This is a genomic window from Plantibacter sp. RU18 (assembly GCF_050613355.1).
Taxonomy (GTDB): domain Bacteria; phylum Actinomycetota; class Actinomycetes; order Actinomycetales; family Microbacteriaceae; genus Plantibacter.
Window position 1 is genome coordinate 860,659 of the sequence record NZ_CP159618.1, and the last position, 17,091, is coordinate 877,749.

Sequence of the window (17,091 nt, forward strand, 5' to 3'; positions counted from 1 at the left end):
GTCTTTAGCAACACGCCCTAGTGACGGGCCGTTCTTCACCGGAGTAATCTCCCCATAGCCCTGGAGCCGGGGTAGGTGCACCAGCAGGGTGGATCGGCTGGATCGCTCGATGATCGTGCCGATCGCTGACCGGCCGGTGCCGATGATCAGATCACCTTCCCAGTGCCCCGGAAAGGCACGGTCCTCGGCCTCGGCGGGGCGCTCGGAAAGCACGACGTCGGCAGTGACATGACCTTGCGGTCGGTTCTGCGCTCGACTTCTTGGTTGCCGGAGTGCGCGGCCAGTTCGCAGGCAAGTGACGAGCTCCCGCTTCAGCGCGCCACGACCCTGGATGAATAGCGACTGGTAGATCGCTTCGTGGCTGATGCGCATGGATTCATCATCAGGGAACTCGACGCGAAGCCGGTGCGAGATCTGTTCCGGACTCCACGCTGTCGCCCACCTCCGGTCCTGCCGGTGCGGCTTGTTCAACCCTTTCCATGCTGGTGGCTTCGGCCCGACGACGACAGTGCTATCCGGTCGGCGGATAGTTCCGGCGAGGCGGTCCTGCACGTACTCACGCAACCTGTCGTCGGTTGCGAGTTTCGCGACCTTGGGGCGCTTCGCCGCTTGCTGGGCCTTCCACTGCGCCACCAGCGGTCGGTATTCCTGCTTCCCGGTGCGCGTGGCAGCGTTGCGGCGCAGCTCCCGAGAGATAGTTCCCGGGTCGCGCCCGATCCTGCGGGCGATCTCACGCACGCCGACCTGCTTAGCGCGCAACAGCGCGATCTCCTCGCGTTCCTCGAAAGACAGATAGCGGCCCGTGGGTTCGGCCAGCGAAATCGGCGGCATACCGCCAGCGTGACGAAACCAGCGAGCCCCGACGGGCACCGAAACACCTACCTTCAGCGCCGCCTCGGCTGAGGTGATGCCCGTCGCGACCAGACGCCAAAACTGCCGCTGCACCGCTCGGGACGGTTCAGGCCGTCCCGGTGAGCGCATCGGGGGCCGCAGTGCCCGGTCAGCACGCCACTGCCGACGCGCACCCGCCGGGACATCGCTCGTCTTCTTGCCCCAGTCCGCAGTCGCCATTCTCGAACACCTCCGTAATCGAGGTGTTGCGACGACCGATTGAATCCGCCAACGCGGCATACACCCAGCCGGAGAACGTCCGAATGTAGGTGATGTCCGCAACCCAGAGGCAGTCCGGTGCAGGTGCGGTGAACCGTCGGTCAACGAGGTCCCCCGGACGATCCGTGAATGGCCCAGGGATCGTCGTGCGTGGCCCCTTGGCCCGCGAGATCCCGCGGAGACCCTCCCGACGCATGAGCCGCTCGATCGTGCACCTGGCCACCCGGTGGCCATCGCGACGCAGCTGCGCATGGACCTTCCGGACGCCATAGACGCCATAGTTCGCTTGGTGCACGGCACGGACCTTCACCACGGTGTCCTCGTCACTGACGGACCGCTGCGAGGGCGGCCGAGACCGCGCGGCATAGTACGTCTGCGGGGCAATCGGCAGTTCCCTGCAGATCGGCTCGACCCCGAACTCTTCCTTGTGTTCATCGATGTAGGCGATCATCTGCTGTGTGGGCGGTCGAGCTCCGCCGCGAAGAAAACCGACGCGCTCCGCAAAATCGCGTTCGCCCGCCGCAACTCCCTCACCTCACGCTCCACCTCGACCAGGCGAACCGCAGTATCAGTGGACGTCCCCGAACGCAGACCCCCATCGACCTCGGCGCGCTGGACCCAGCCACGCAACGTGTCCGACGGGACACCAAGCTGCCGGCCGATCCTGGTACACACACCACGGCGGCCCCCATCCGCATCACGCGCCTCGAACACAAGGCGCACTGCACGCTCTCTCAATTCCGCCGGGTACTTCCTCAAAGCTGGCATACTCCTCATCCTTTCAGGACGATCAGAGTCTCCATCAAACCAAGGGCAAGACAGCTCGGCGCTAACACCCCACGTCCATTCTGCGGGTTGACATCCACGGTTTGGTAACGGAGTTCTCACGCTCGGACAGAAGATTTCGTTCACTCATAACCGCTCATTTCATCAACCTCACCAAACACCGTGCGGGCGTCTGTGTCCAGGACGAAGCACCGGAGCGGTTCGACCCCAAGCCAGCCGATGGCGGACCTCGTGATGCTCAGCATGGGTCTGATGGCCGACGTTCAATGGACAACCGCAGGTGTCGGCGTTTCTCCCTCACGGATGTGCGGGCTTGGACGACCTTACGCAGCACCCCATCCGCCAGGTTCCGCGCTGACAGGTTCGCTTCCCTTCGATGACGACGCCCCTCCGATCAGTGCGGATCGATCGAGCTAGATCGTCGCCACAGAGCGAGGTGTGACGCTGCGCTCGGTGAAGGCTGGCCCAGTCGAAGCCCTCGAAGATGACAACACGTCAAGCTCATGTCCCTGCCCTGGGCGAGCCCAGCGTGCCGCTGCATATCGGTCAACGCCCGTACGCGAGATCTGCTGCGAACACGCGCGTGGAGTCCTGACTGCAGGGTCGACAATCTGCTGCAGTATGTGCGGGGCTCCTCCGGACAGCAGCCAGGCCGTGGGTGTCGCGGGGGAGGCTCCACCGAGGCGGGCATGGTGTTGCGGGGTGGTCATGTGCCTGAGAAGTGTTGCAGGGCGAATCTGTCCCGAACAATCCTGGTCTGGATATCGGCGAGCCCCTCTGCGGTGAACCCTCCCGACTCGATGAGAAGAATCGCGGTGCGGTCGCTTTCATGGCGGTGATGCCGCAGGGCTGGCCGATATTTGTCTCGACGTCGACGTTAGAGGGCGGGACGGAGAACAAACGCGAGAATCGTACCGCCGAGAGTGAGGATGGCGTTGTTCAGCGTGTGCATGAGGAGCACGTGCCACAGGTTCCGGGTCCACAGGTAGATGAGGTTGAAACAGAGTCCGGCCGCCATGTACGGAACGGTCCCGAGGAAGCTCCCAAAGTTGTGGAAGTGGATCGCCCCGAAGACGATGGCGTTCACTACCACCACGAGACAGGCCCGCGCGGGGTGGGACCAGACGGGAAGCTTCAGCAGCAAGGTGTGGCGAAAGACGGTGTCCTCGATGAACGCTGTCGCAATGGGGCCGAGGGTGAGGAACACGATCAACACCATCTGGGACGTGTTCGCGGTGAACGGGTCGATACCCGTCGATTCTGGAACGGCTTCTGCTGAGCTCCCGGGGATGAGCCGGCCGACGATGGAGATAACCGCTTGAGTACAGATCATGCCCACGATCACCAGGATCACCCCGCGAACTGGGGCCCTCCGAAACGCCGCCCAATGCCGTGACAGCAACGACCTGTAGGCGACTACGAGAACCAGCAGCAGTATGACGCGGACGCACGTGTCGGTGATCGCGGCCCGTCATCGGGTCAGCTCTGAGCAGAGTTACTCCCCACCCCGCGAGGAATATCACGGGGATGGTGGCGAACGCGAACGCATCTCGCTTGTTCCATTGCAGCGATGTGGGCAAGCTCTCCGCGCGCACCGAGGCCGTGAACGATGCCTTCGGTGGGTGTCCAGATGGCGCTCGCCTACTCATGCTGACAACGTACTCGCCGCCACCGTCTGGGCGGGCACCTCGATGATCACGTCTCCGAAGGTGCACTCCCGGATGCAGGCTTGTCACCGCGGTGGGACAGGGAGCGTCAACCCCCTGCCGCAGCCGCCACTTCCGGCCGGGCCGTTGTGAGGTCGAGGAACACATCCTACTCACCGTCCTGCGGAATCAGCCCGGCCGAAAGTGGCGGTCAGAGTGGGTGAACCTGTCACACCGCCGTGGCCGCCGAATGCGGGACCGGTCATTCACAAGCCGCCTGGGCAGCTAGGCGAGGTTCGGTTTTTGACGGTGGGGCAAATCTTTTCAGAGTGCGCCGCCTGTGGTCTCGTACCGTTGCAAGAGAGGGTGGCGGCCGCGACAGCGATCTCCTGGTTTCGTTCTGCTTCGACGTTCGTGATCCCTGTGCGAGCGTCGATCTCACCGATGCTCTTGGTGGCGCAGACGGTGTGCAGTCAGCCGTCTGCGGTCGCGGTGTTACTCCGGGCGCTCCGAGGGCGCCGTAGCGGACGGCGACCTCTCGTGTGTACGTGGTGCTGATCTCCCCAGAGGTGCTGCGGGAGATCCGTGTTGGTTCCGCGGGCGGCGAACCATCATTGAAGGGGCCCGTCTGCCTCGTCGCTTGGCGATGCACGGCTGTCACTTCGGAAACGGACTCGTCCATGTTCCCGGGCGATGGCCACCCTTGCGCACGTTCCAGGTCCGCGCCGGCGTTGCACCGCTGCCGAATCCGAGGCTCTTGTGTGCTGTTGCGAGAACAGAACAGGGTCCGCATGAGCGTCGACGACCCTGGCCACCCGCCCGAGTCCGGCATTCACCTGCGCGAGGAGAATCTGGTCGGTTCGTTTGAAGCGTTCGTAGCCGTGGTGGCATCGGTAGTGCCGAGTAGTCGAAATGCCAGGGGGCTGCAGCTTTGGTTGCATACAGGTGCCGCGCTAACGGTGCGAACGCAGCCGGCGCAGGCACCGAGAAAGCGCCGCGCGCAGGCGGCGACTGAACGTGAATCGCGCGTGAGTAAGGGCTTGAGCTGCGTTCATCTCCGTCGCCCACCGGGCGGTGAGCTTCACCGGGTCATGGTGGAGTGCGACAGATATGGCCGCACCCCGCAACTTCTCAATGCGGTCATCTTGATCACGTCTGTGATCGATGATCTGAGCGGCGAGGCCCGCGATGTCACCGCTATCGAGGAGATACCCGTTGCTGCCGTCGCGGATGAGGTCTGCTGGGCCGTAGAGGATGTCGTAGCTGATGGGGACGCACCCTGCGCCCATCGACTCCAGGAGCACGAGCGGGAGGCCCTCGCTCTGGGAGGTGAGTAGCGAGAAGTCAGCGGTGCGAAATGCCTCTGCTGCGTCTGGTTGCGCACCGCGTAGACACACTCGATCTGCGACGTCCAACTCGCTGATGAGCGCCTTGAGCCGTGGTCGTTCTGGGCCCTCTCCGTAGATGTCCAAGGTGACATCGTCGGTGCGCGAGGCGATGGCGATGGCGCGGATTGCGTGATCGACACGCTTGCGGGGTGTGAGTGATGCCAGCATTACCCCCTGCCCTCGCTGTCGTGGTTGATCGGATGAGGGGACCGGTTGAACGGCGTTCGGAATGACGGCGAGGTGCGACTGTTGTGCGGAGGGCAGCTCGCTGGCTTGTGCGCGTTGGCGTTCGGAGAGGAACACGATCCGATCGAATGCGTCGAGTTGTTGGAAGGTTTGCCTCCGGTCGGGGGTGAGCGCGCCCGTGGCGTCGAGGTGTGCGCCGTGGACGAGATGCAGAGTGGTGGCCCACGGCCGTCGGTACGCGGCGATGAAGCGAGCACTGGTCTTGGAGTCCACGACGTAGAAGGATGGCGCCTGCCGGCTCAACCGGTCCAACCAGTACCGATACAGTTCACCGCCGGTTCGGAACCAGAGATGCGGGGCTCCGTGGATGTCGTAGAGCAGGATCCCCTTGCGGTTTTCCGTGGCGGACTCCGGCGTGCGCCGCCGATCCGATGCCAGGAGGGTGCCGTTGCTGCGATAGCGGTCAGTCGCAACGATCCGGCCATCTTCTGCGAGGAGTTCTCGGATCATGAGCCGACCAGCATGATCGGTGTCGCGGATGCGGGGGCCTGTCTGCAACGGCACGTGTTGTTCTACTGTGTCGAGGCTGGACAGAACGGAATTCTCCCGGAACCAGTGCCACATATTCACCAGGCGGGCACCAGGGGCGAGCACGCCGGCCTGGATGAGACTCTCCTGTAATTGTGGGTAGTGCAGGTAGTCGTCGAAGGTGAGGATATCGACTGGTGTCCCCCAGCGTCTGACGAACATGCTCGAGCGGGCGAGGAGCGCAGCAGTCATACCTCCGTGAGTCTCTCGGACGGCCCAGGTCACCGCGTACTGCCGCCCTTTCGGTATCGGAGGATTCACGCTGCCCGCATCACCCGAAGCGTGATGCGCTCCGCTGCGCATCACATCCACCGGTGGACGCCGGCTGGTAATGGCGCGTCGCTGCGGTTCATATCGGTGCTCGCTCGTACAACGATTGGCTGGTCCGCCGACTGGGCTGCTCGCTCGTCGATGGCTAAGCCGATGGTTTGCGCTGCGATCCCGAGCACGGTCTGGACCTAGTCTTGGGGCGCCTTGTCTGCGGTCAGGGTGATGGTGGATCCGGGAGCCAGCAATTCACCTTCGCTGACTGACTGTTCTGTGACCATCAGGTCGGCATCTGCGATGGCTTCCTCGAAGACAGGATCGTTCACTTCGACGTCGAAGCCGAGGGCTTCGAGCTGGTCCTCGGCGAGGTCGACTTGCATCCCGACGACGTCAGGAACTGCGATCTGGGAACTCTCGGACACCAACGCGTCCTCGTCAGAGGTCAATGCTCCAGAACAACCAGCGAGAGCGAACATAGCGATGACGCCGGTGGCGATGAGGGTGATCTTGTGTGACATAGATCCGACGATAGAAGGCGCCGAGGCGGCCCCGACTTCCAATTAGGAGAACATCCCACAACGCATGACAAACCGCGGTGCGCAGTCTCGGCTTAGGAGGGGTCGGTGAACCCGCGGGCACTATGTGACATTCGCCCTCACCGTTCGACGGCTTCGCGAACCATGTATGCGGAAGCCGCGCGTCACTGCGCCAAGGAATATTCGAGACCACGCCGAGGCCGGAACATTGCGAGAGCAGTCGTCACGGCTGCGACGACTGCTCTCGGAGGTGTTGATGCAGGTGGCGGCTCCGGGTTCCCGTAGACCGCACCGAGGATGAGTACTGCACAGGCACGTGCCCCACCCCGATGAACCAGTTCGGGGTAGAACACGCGAACGTTGACGGAAATCCAGTTCCGTGATGCATCACGTTGTTCAATTTCACTGACCGCCAGCCTGTTCGCCAGTCCTGCGAGCAACGGTGTGTGGACGAATGCGTGAGCGCAGACGCCTCTGCTGCCCGCTCCCGGTTTGAGGTCTGCACACGATCGCCCTGGGACGCCCCTGGTGCTTGACGCTCCCCGGGTGAGGAGGGCCCGGAGCACACGCACTGGTCTGTTGTGCCAGTTGTGTAACGTCGACCGCATGAGTAGACCGCACGTTGATCCAGAGGTGCTTGCAGCGCTCGAGGGTGCATGGCTGAGCCGGTGGCCGTCGGCTCGCCCGATAGGTAGCGAATTGCGGACGGCGATTCCAGAGGCATGGGTGAGATTCCATAGTCTGCCGGACTCGAAGCGGTACCCCGAAACGGACGCTGAGCGGGCGGAAGTGCTCTCGCGTCATATGACCATATTGACGGAGTTGGGCGCAGCCGCTGATGCCGGGGTGGTGCTCGTGACGACGCTCGCGTGGTCGGATTCGCAGGAGCCCGTCGAGCGTGATGCGGCGCTCCAGTCCGCGTTCCCTGCAGCCCAATATTGGCAATCCGTGCTCTTTGACGCGAGCGAGGCTGACCAGCCGGTGTGGGCTCATCTGTACCTCGGATCCACCTATGTGGGCGCACCCGAACTGCGGGCGTTATTGCTCCTCGTGTCGGACGATCGGGCTCACGACTGTGTCATCTTCCCACCAAGCGTCGAGTGGCTGTACCACCCCTACGACGGCGGCGGGGATCTCATCGCTCCTGATCAGGTCACCCGCGAGAGCCTTCGACGGCGGCACCACACATGGCTGTCCGGCCACCCGGCAGGACTCTAGCGCGAGGAAGGCCGCGAACAGCCCCGGCGACAACAGTTGCCATGGCTCCCCGTATCTGCGTGCTGCGCTGGACCACGCCCGTGCGGCGCATCCCGGCGCGCCCTCCCCGACGTTTCCCGCGTGGTACGGGTCCCCGGCCGAAGCCGGTACACCCTCAAGACAGAACCATGACCCGCCCAGATGCAGGCTAGGGAGCGCGTCTGCCGCCCGTCTACACATTGGGGGGTCAAATATCTTCGGGCGCACGCCGCCCGTGACCCTTTCAGCAGGGTCATGTCGTCAGCGTAAAGCCGCCTGTCCTTTCTCGACGGCCCAGGCTGAGAACCCCTTGAAGGTTTGTTCGCCGGCCCCGTCGTGTTTCGCACGCCAGTGTTTGGTCGGTGAATCAGATGGTGAGTTCTTCGAACAAGTTCCCACGGGCCGAGGTGATGCTGTCGTGCCGCGCCTGTCGCCCTTGGGGTGCCCGGTGTCGGCCATGATTCGGCTAGAGGTCCGTCGACCGGGCGGGTTACCCGCGTCGGTGACGACGAATCGTCGACACGACAAGGAGCAACAGGCCGAAGAGACCGAGCACTCCGGCGACGATCCATAGCCAGGTCCCGTTGAACCCGGTCGATGTCAGCGCGCTGTCCTGCGACCCTGGACCGGGCGGAACGACGGGAACCGGGTCGAAGGTATTCACGACAGTGATCGTCGCCGTCTCACCCGACGCGACGGACACCACACCGATTGAGGCGTTGCCGTTGTTGGGCGTGATCGCCGTGGATGTTGCACCGCCGGCGTGGGTCTCGACGAGCTGACATTCGGCACGGACCGGTAGCTCGGCGTACTCCGCGGTGAGGCCGGTCGCGCGCCTCAGTGTGCGCTCGGCGCCGTCCGGCACGTCGACCTCGACGGATTCGCCGTCAACGTTGATCAGGCAGCTCAGCGCGACGGTGAAGGCCTTGTCGGCGTTCGCCTCCGCTTCTGCGCCCGCGAGCTGCTTCGTAACCGTGATCGCGCCGACCTCGAACACGTTCGTGACAGTGGCTCTGATCGCCGTGGCCGACTGAATAGTCATCTCGACGCCCTCGGTGCCACTTCCGGTCTCGGCGTCCGCACCGGAGCCGATCGTGATGGTGGACTGCGTCGCACCACCGACTGCCGACTCCACAAGTCGACAGTCTGCGCCGATGGGCAACTCGTTGTACGCCGCCGTGAGTCCGCCGCCGATGGAGACGTCGCGGGTTGCGCCTCCGGGGATCTCCACCGGCACGTTCTCTCCATCGACGTCATGGACGCAGCTGAGTTTCACTGTGAAGACGCCCTGGCCGTAGCGGTCGGCACCGGCACCCTCGAGCGTCTTCGTGACCTGCAGCGAGCCGATGAGGAACGTGTTCGTCACGGAGAACGGGACGGTCCCGTCAGCGACGATGGGGTCGGTCGCTGCGTTCAGCTCGACGAGGTCCGCTCCGCCGGTCTCCGTCTCCTCCATCGCGCACACGGCACCGGCGGCGAGGTGCCCGATCGTAGCGACGAGCGGCAGGTCGCCGCCCAGGACGATGTCGTCGTCCCACACCACGCGGATGCCAGACGGGTCGGTGAGCGTGCAGATCGCGCGGACTGTGAACGGCCCGGCTCCGTAGAGCGCCGCACCCGGCCCGGTGACGGTCTTCGTGACCTCGAGCGACCCGTCGGCGAACGCGTTGACGATGGCCGCGGAGTTCGTCGGCTCGTCGCCGTCGTCCGCGGTCAGCGTGACGGGCGCGGTCGTCGCGGCGACCGGGTCGGCCGAGCCGTCGGCCGTGACCACGGCGATGGTCGTACCGACCGCCCCCTTGGCGTCCGTCTCGGTCACGGTGCAGTCCGCACGTGCTGGCAGGCCGGTGAACGACGCGGAACCGTCCGCATCGAGGGTCGCGACCATCGGCGACGCCGCGGAGGAACCCTCGGCGTACACGTCCTTGCCGAGGTATGTGCAGGTGACGGCCACGTCGAACGGCCCGTACGACACCGCCGCACCGTCGTGGTCGACGGCGGCGGAGTCCACCGACTTCGTGACGACGAGGCCGGCAAGCTCGTACGTGTTTGTCGCGATGATCACGGGCACGGTCTGCCCGACCCGCATGATCGTCACCGTGTTGATTTCCTCGGAGGTTTGACCGTTGTCATCCTCAGCGATTGTGCAGTCAGCGCCCCACGGCAGGTCGGCGACGGAGACGGGTGTGCCGTCGGCTGCGAGTGTGATCGGCCGCGGCGGGACCGTCTCGCCTGCGGAGACACAGCTCACCGAACCGGTGAAGGTCGCTGGTGCGTACTCGGGGGCGCCGTCGCCGGCGAGCTTCTTGATCGCCGTGAGTGGTCCTGTCGCGAGCGCAACACCGACTTTGTTGCCCTCGGTTGCTGGTGTCGTGTCGATCGTCGGACCGCTGACGGTCCGTCCGGAGACCGCGATGGTGTTCCAGGCGATGGTGTCGGTTCCGGCAGTGGGTGAGTAACCGGGTGTCCGCGTCTGCACGTCGATCGAGACCGTGCCGGCCGGTGCGAGCGGCGTCGCGAAGTCCACGACGAATTTCAATGACGTGATCGTCGCCGGATCCACGCTCGCTGCTGCCACACTGTCCCAGATCGTCCATGAACCGGCCGCACAGCCGGGGCCGGTGGTGTTGAGGTCGGCGACGCACGGGTCCGCGGCGGTCGTGTAGTAGGTCGTCATTGACGCCGTGGGGCCAGCGAGTGCGAGCGAGGAGACGCCCGTCCACGTTGGACGCCATTGCGACCCGCGCGGGAGCGAACTGTTCGCCCCGGTGTCGCCGATCTCCGGGAGCCGGTCGATGGCTACCATGCGGTTCATCGGGAGGGTTCCGGTGTTGGTGAGGACGTTGCGCCACACCTCGGTGCCGCCGGGCTTGGTGACGGGCACGCAACCACCGCGGTAGAAGCCTGCCACATCCGGCTGGCAGGTCGTGGCACCGTTCACGGCGTTCACGCCGAGCTCGGTGTCCTCCGCGCGGACTGTTTTCACACCGCGGATGGCGCCCGCTAGTTGGACGGATACGCTCGTGTTCGTGCGACATTCGCCGGTGACCGGGTCGATCCCGCCGGAGGTGCCGCCGTTGCAGACATCCCATGAGCGGTCGCCCGCGACGCCCATCGTGTTTGTCACCACGGTGTCTGCGGTCAGGCCCGGTCGAAAGACGAGCTGGACCGTGATCCGGTACGTCTGCCCAACCTCAAGGACGCTGTCCTCGGGGAAGGTGAAGGTGATGACATCGGCGCCGGAGTTCACAGCAGTGGTGATGGCTGTGGGGTCGGTCGGGAGCGCTGGCCCGTTCGGGTCGGCGGGGGCGGCACCGGTGAGGGTGTAGCTGTAGGGCGAGGTGGTCGGATCTGCGGCGGGGTCGAAGATGAGCTGCACCCCGCCGGCGTCGCTCGGGAGGCGGTCGGTGATCACCGGGTTGACGATGGGCGTGTTGCCGGAGTTGGTGACCGTGAGGCCGTAGTTGATGACCCGTCCCGGGATGTGCACGCCGGTCGGTGTCTTGTGGACGGTCACGGCATTGTTCGAGCGCACGTAGGCGACGGTCGCGGCTGCGTCGTCGGTCGCAGTGAGCGCCGGGGACCCTGCGCCTCCGGTCAGCGCACCGGTGATGTCGGCGACAAGGATGTTGCTGAACACACCTGCAGCGGTTTCGCCGGGAGCGGGCTGGTTGCCGGCGAGGTCGGACGGGACCTCGCCACCTGAACGCAGTTCGACTCGGCGCTGGACCGCGACGGGCACCTGCTGGAGTGGTGTCGCCGGGTTCTCCCAGAAGCCGCCGTCGGCGCGGGTGAAGGTGTACCGGACACCCTCGACCTCGCCGGCGGCCACACCGGCGGGCAGGGGTGAGGCGTTGAACTGGGCTGCCGTCTGGGCGACACCGTCCACCCAGGTGCCGCCGGAGGCCTCGCAGTCGAGCGACACGTCGGCGAAGTCACGGTCGACGCAGACGTCAAGCTGCACACGGTTGATCGGCGCCGTGAGGGTGATCTGAGGTGCGAGTCCGACGTAGTCGAACGCGTTCCAGAAGGTGCCTGCGTCATCGGTAAGCACGAGCTCCACGGCGCGAACGCTGCCTCCTGGGCGCCCGGAGAGCGTCATGGTGATGGGTGCACGATCAGGTTCCTGTTGGGAGGTGATGTTGAAGGTCTTACCGGCCGTGACGGAGATGTTTGTGGCCTGCAACTCGATCGAGGCGTCGTCGGTCGCGGTGGGGTTGCTTCCTGGGCTGCCGCCGAGGTCGGTGACCTGCGCGATCGTGTCGTTGACGACACCCGAGTCGGCGGCCGTGACAGGAGCGTCCGTGCTGCGATGGGTGGCCCGGAGACGGGTCTCGAGGGAGAGCGTGGCTGTGGCGCCTGAGTTGATGCGCCCGGTGTGCAGCACCCGGACGGAGACGATGTCGGCGAGTTGGGCCTCGGTAAGGCCGAGCGCGGCGGTCCGCGTGATGGTCTGCACGTCGCCGTTCGCTGAGGTCAGCTCGACAATCGTCGCCGTTGTTCCAGCCGGTTGACTGATGCCGACGAATCCCTTCAGGTTGAACACGTCGAACGGGTCGGTCGGTGAGGCCGGGTCTGGCTCGGTGAGTGACAGGCTGTCGACTTTCGCGGCGGTGACGTTCGTCGCGGTGATGCTCGCCCGGCCGGAAGGGAAGGACGCCTGATCGGTGCCAACCGGCGGAATGCCCAATGGTCCACCGGTCCAGGTCTTGGTGACCTGGACGTTGAGCGGGACGTCGATGAGGGTCACGGTGTCGTCATCGGCGTCGGTGACGATGAGCTCACCGGCCGCGTCGAAACCCGAGGCGCGTGCGGTGTTGATGACCTCTCCGGGCCGTCCCGGTCCGGCGTTGTACTGACGTGAGCCGAGAGCCGGATCCGGGGAGGTGACCGGCACGCGCACAAGGTCGCGCACCCGGAAATTCAGGACGAACGAGCGGTCGTTGCCGCTCGAGCGGGAGACGCCGCTGCCGGGCTGCGGCGCGGTCGGGTCGTCGCCGATCGTCGCGGCGCGCGTCGGGCTCTCCGCGAAGACCAGTCGAACACCGGTCATGGACGCCTGTTCGGCGGTGGTGAGGTTGACGCCGGGGAAGGTGCCGTTACAGGCGCCGGGGCACGGGTCGTTCGATGCGGCGACCCAGCCGGTGCCGTTGAAAAGTTCGACGCGCAGGACTTGGTCGTATTGCAGCCATGGGTCCTGCTGTGTGGTGATCGCGGCGACGCCGGTCACGTCGAAAGCGTTGAAGACGGTGTTCTCGACAGGGGTTGTTGCGGCGTCTGCAGTGTCTGCGACGACGACGGTGTCGAGGTCCGCGTGGCCACCGGTTGACCAGTCGATGCGGGCCGGGATGCTATTGCTGGAGCGCGCGATCACGGTTTTGCCCGCACCCGGGGCGCTCTCGAGGAAGGTCTTCTCGATGAGGTCGCCCTCGCCGGGCAGGGTCGGGACGAGGGTGATCGTCGGGCATGGTGCCGGGGTGACGCCGGCGGCCGGGGTGATGCCCGCCGTCGAGGCGCCGGAGGATGCGCAGTTCTCGATGACGTCGTCACCGCCTGTAGCCGGGCCGGACGTGTCGCGCTTCTGGTCGCGCAGGGCGACGCCGAAGTTCGGTTGCAGCCGTGTCCCCGGGGCGAAGCCAATCTCGGAGTCGAACTGGAACCGAAGCCCCTGGATCTGATCGCGCAGGCTTGCCGGGATCGGTTGGGAGAGGATGCGCGGGCCGGCGACACCCACAGCGCCCGGGAGGTCGATGAACTGTGTGCCGTCCCAGTACTGGACGGTCAGGGTCGCGTTCGCCGGAATCGCCGTCTGTGTGATCGCGGTGGCGTCGAAGGAGTTCCACCATGGGTTCGGTGACGGGTCCGCGGGCAGCACCTGCGGATCCTGGACAACGATCTGCTCGGCGTCGATTGTGGACGCCGGGAACGGGAGGAGCTGGGCGGGTAGCAGCACGGTCGCGGGAGAGCCCGGCACCGAGAGGATGCTTGCGGGTGCGATGCGCTTCGCGACGTCGACCGCGAGGCGCTCGTCGTACACGGTGAGTTGGTCGGTGGCGGTCGTCGTGCCGACGGTGCCGTCGATCGCCGTCGCAGCGCCTTCGACCACGTTGTCCCAGACCAGCGGCGTCGGTTCGAGCGCCGGGTCCGTGGTCACCACGAATGGGACGGTGGCGGCGGCTCCCGCGACGATGGTGCCGGTGAACGAGACCGTGAAGCTCGCGACGTGCTCGCTTGCGTTGGGGGCGGGGAGGGTCCCTGGGCTGGTAGCGGTGATCATCTCGACTGTTCCGCTGCGGTAGGTCCAGGTGATCGACGCACCGGTCGCACCTGTGGGCCAGGCGATGCCGTCGGTGAAGGCGTCGAACTCGATGCCGTCCGGGATATCCGCGGCGCTCGGTTCAGTGATGGTCAGCGATGACACCGCTTCGGTGCTGTCGTTGGTGAGCGTTGTCGTGACGGTACTGGAGGCGCCGCGCACGATCGCGTCAGGGGCGAACGACTTGGTCGCCGCCACGTCAACGACGGTCGGGACGATGGCATAGACGCCCATCGCGTCGGCCGATACCGAGTCGGCGGCGAGTTCGACCGTCGCGGTAACCACGTTCTCGACAGAGGTCGGACCACCGATGCCTGCGACGTTCGCACGCTGCGCGAGGTTCAGGTCAATGACAGCGGTCGCGCCGAGTGGCAGCTGCATGCCCGCGCTGTTGTCGAAGGTGAAGCGCACCCCGCCGATGTTGGTTGTGTCGACACCTGCAGGCAGTACCGCGGTGGTGTCCGGCGTTCCGAGGACCCAGTCTGTGCCGTCCCAGACGTCGACCTGGACACGGTCCGCGCCCTCTGGCAGTGTGACCTGGCCAAGCCCGGTCACGCCAAGGTAGGTGAACGGGTTCGGCGCAGCCGTCGGGTCGATCGGGTCGGTGACGATGAGCCGGTCGATAGGACCGTTCGACGCGTTCCGCCCGGTCAACGTCGCGGTCGTCGCGGTGCCGGGGACGTTCGTGGCGGTGTCGGGCGAGAAGCTCTTTTCGGCGTCGGCGAGGAGCGTGTGCTCGACAGTCGGTGTGACGGTCGCGGTCGACAGCGCAGGCGCGATCGCGTTGCTCGCGTTGAGCGTGCCCGTGTTCGGAATCGGGATGCCGGACAGCTCGAACGGGAAGTCGCCAGGGACCCGCACCGTGACCGTGACAACACCGGTCGAGGAGGCTTCGAGGCCAACGGCACCGGCCGGGTCCTGCAGCGGGTCAGTGAATGTGACGGTGATGTTGTTACCGACGATCACTGGCGGTGCCGCCGACAGGCCGTTGCCCACATCGACCGAGATGATCTCGAGGCCTGCAGGGACCTGATCGGTGAGGACCGCGTTCGTGCAACCCGTACCCACCTCGATCGCCGAGCAACCGACAGTGAGGTCATAGGAGAAGGTCTCGCCAGGGGTGACGTCCGGCGTCGAAGCCTCCTTGAGCAGCGTCACCTCGCTCTGCCCCTCGGCAAACGCAGCGGTCGCGGGCAGGGACAGGAGCCCGGCCGCGACGACCATCGAGGTGAGCAGGGCGAGGGGGCGGGAACGACGTCGCATCGAGAACTCTCTAGCTGGGTCCGTCCGGGGATCGAGGCGACCCGTCAGGATTCTGGTGAATCAGGTGTGCGGGGTCATGCGCCCGGGCCGCGCCCGGGGGCCCGTTCCGGGTACGCCAGTGCGCTCCCCACCTGCATCCTAAGAGGATTCCCCGATTCACCACAGGTTCTACCCGACACCCGTTCGCTATCTCTGTCCGATCGGGCCGGCATCGAGCAGCCTCGCGCCACCAAGAACCAGATGACGGCACTGGCGGAGGCCATAGACGCCATCCGAGATCTCATCGGGGGTGCTACAGGGCTTGAAACCATTGTCATCCCCGCGCTGCTCGCGGCCCAGCGCAGCCTTCCGCAGCACCTACTCCCTCGCGATATGGATGCCATATTGGTGATGGCGGGACAGCAACTATTGGCTGGAGCCACGCCACTCGTTTCGCACCAGCCCGGAAAGCGCCTCTCGGGCGAGACCACATCTCGGGTCTGATCTCCGTCAGATGAATCGCGGACGGGCCGATCAATTCGAGTCTCACACCCATTTCAGTGGGCCGTTCTTCACGTCAGGGCGCCCCACGGTCAGGTGCGCCGGACACCAGTCACAACATCGCATCCACTCCGAGAGTGACAAGCGTGTCCCAGCTGCCCGCTGGGCTAGCCAGCTGTGGCCCGGGTTATGCCCCAACGCCCCCTCATCGCGGTCGCGCTGTCGGCGCTGAACGTACGCGCTCGGCGTCGATCATGGCTTGAGGGCCAACGATGTGACGGCGGAGCGCGGGCGCGACTGCAATCGCCGCGGCCGAGCGCTACTCCTCTGAGGCATTGGTGCACCGAGTAGGTTGCGGCGCACTGTCATCGCGTGATTGGCACGCACTGCCTGCCAAGGGCCACGCCGACGTTCGTTTAGGGCTGCCAGCGCGGGCTGCGTGGAGCGTCACGGAGAGCCAACCGGGCCATCGCAGATCCACTTATCGATTTGAAACAGTTTGTGCCAGATTGCTACAGTGTGTTCCATGATTGATGCACTGTCTGACTTCACCTCTTCGTTTGCGCCCGCGTGGCAGTGGCTTGCAGTGATGATCGTCGGAGCGATCCCTTTCGTGGAGTCCTATGGTGGATCAGCATTGGGCGTCATCGCTGGCGTTCAGCCGGTGATCGCAATCGCTGCGGCCATCGTCGGCAACATCATTTCTATGCTGGTGGTCGTGCTCGGCGCACACACGGCACGAGCGAAGATCGTCGGTGAGAAAGCTTCCGCCGAGCTGTCGCCTCGGCGGATGAGGCTGCGCGCTCGATTCGATAAGTATGGGGTTGCAGGGGTCAGCTTGTTGGGGCAAACGCTGCTCCCGAGCCAGATCACGTCTGCCGCAATGGTGTCATTCGGTGCTCCTAAGAACACCGTCATCGTGTGGCAAATCATCTCCATCATCCTGTGGGGCATTGCGTTCGGCGTGCTTGCAACCCTTGGGGTCTACCTGGTCAAGTGACAGCCCTTGGGGTCTACCTGGTCAAGTGACAGCCCTTGGGGTCTACCTGGTCAAGTGACAGCTCTGACGCGGCGACTACGCGCAACACCGGAAGTCTGCAGCGACTGCTTGACGCCAATCACCACGGCCCGCCTTCACGCTCAGGGGGCGTGGCCCCGCGCGCTCAACGCCGGGTCGACAGGCCACGCCGGGTTACCGGGCACCCCTGTAGTCAAGCACCGCAACGCGTTCCGGGGAGATAGGGGCGTTGCTTGCCGTTGCGCTCGTGTTGCGACACCGGTGGTCGATT

8 protein-coding genes, 1 pseudogene and 1 other annotated feature are annotated in these 17,091 nt (G+C 65.3%); of the genes and pseudogenes, 2 read left to right on the top strand and 7 right to left on the bottom strand.

Going from position 1 to position 17,091, the window contains the following annotated elements; genetic code table 11:
* Positions 1-15: 15 nt before the first annotated feature.
* The 6 genes and pseudogenes from ABMA10_RS04150 to ABMA10_RS04175 all read right to left on the bottom strand — a co-directional run.
* Positions 16-1,071: pseudogene (locus ABMA10_RS04150) on the bottom strand (IS30 family transposase); the annotation flags it as partial.
* Positions 1,001-1,561, bottom strand: a complete 561-nt coding sequence (locus ABMA10_RS04155) for an IS3 family transposase (protein ID WP_431031242.1) — start codon at positions 1,559-1,561, stop codon at positions 1,001-1,003. The pseudogene ABMA10_RS04150 and the gene ABMA10_RS04155, both read right to left, overlap by 71 nt.
* Positions 1,487-1,600, bottom strand: a sequence feature (AL1L pseudoknot). It overlaps the preceding gene by 75 nt.
* Complete coding sequence (locus ABMA10_RS04160; protein ID WP_431031243.1) at positions 1,558-1,887, bottom strand: transposase; 330 nt, start codon at positions 1,885-1,887, stop codon at positions 1,558-1,560. Its footprint overlaps the feature before it by 43 nt. The genes ABMA10_RS04155 and ABMA10_RS04160 overlap by 4 nt, the downstream gene beginning before the upstream one ends.
* An 886-nt stretch (positions 1,888-2,773) precedes the next feature.
* Positions 2,774-3,250 (bottom strand): lysostaphin resistance A-like protein, encoded by a 477-nt coding sequence (locus ABMA10_RS04165; RefSeq protein WP_431030711.1) that lies wholly within the window; start codon positions 3,248-3,250, stop codon positions 2,774-2,776.
* 1,245 nt (positions 3,251-4,495) lie between these two features.
* A complete protein-coding gene (locus ABMA10_RS04170) occupies positions 4,496-5,896 on the bottom strand; it encodes a glycosyltransferase (protein ID WP_431030712.1) in 1,401 nt (466 codons plus the stop codon).
* Positions 5,897-6,162: 266 nt separating this feature from the next.
* Positions 6,163-6,489: a PASTA domain-containing protein gene (locus ABMA10_RS04175; RefSeq protein ID WP_431030713.1), complete on the bottom strand. Its 327-nt coding sequence runs from the start codon at positions 6,487-6,489 to the stop codon at positions 6,163-6,165.
* A 624-nt stretch (positions 6,490-7,113) separates the two neighbouring features.
* On the opposite strand from ABMA10_RS04175, the gene ABMA10_RS04180 reads away from it, so the two are divergent.
* Entirely contained in the window at positions 7,114-7,725 is a 612-nt protein-coding gene (locus tag ABMA10_RS04180; RefSeq protein ID WP_431030714.1) for a DUF3885 domain-containing protein, read from the top strand.
* 508 nt (positions 7,726-8,233) lie between these two features.
* On the opposite strand, the gene ABMA10_RS04185 is transcribed toward ABMA10_RS04180, so the two are convergent.
* Positions 8,234-15,322, bottom strand: coding sequence for a DUF5979 domain-containing protein (locus tag ABMA10_RS04185; RefSeq protein WP_431030715.1), 7,089 nt, complete (start codon positions 15,320-15,322; stop codon positions 8,234-8,236).
* A 1,006-nt stretch (positions 15,323-16,328) separates the two neighbouring features.
* On the opposite strand from ABMA10_RS04185, the gene ABMA10_RS04190 reads away from it, so the two are divergent.
* Positions 16,329-16,802 (top strand): hypothetical protein, encoded by a 474-nt coding sequence (locus ABMA10_RS04190; protein ID WP_431030716.1) that lies wholly within the window; start codon positions 16,329-16,331, stop codon positions 16,800-16,802.
* Positions 16,803-17,091 lie beyond the last annotated feature (289 nt).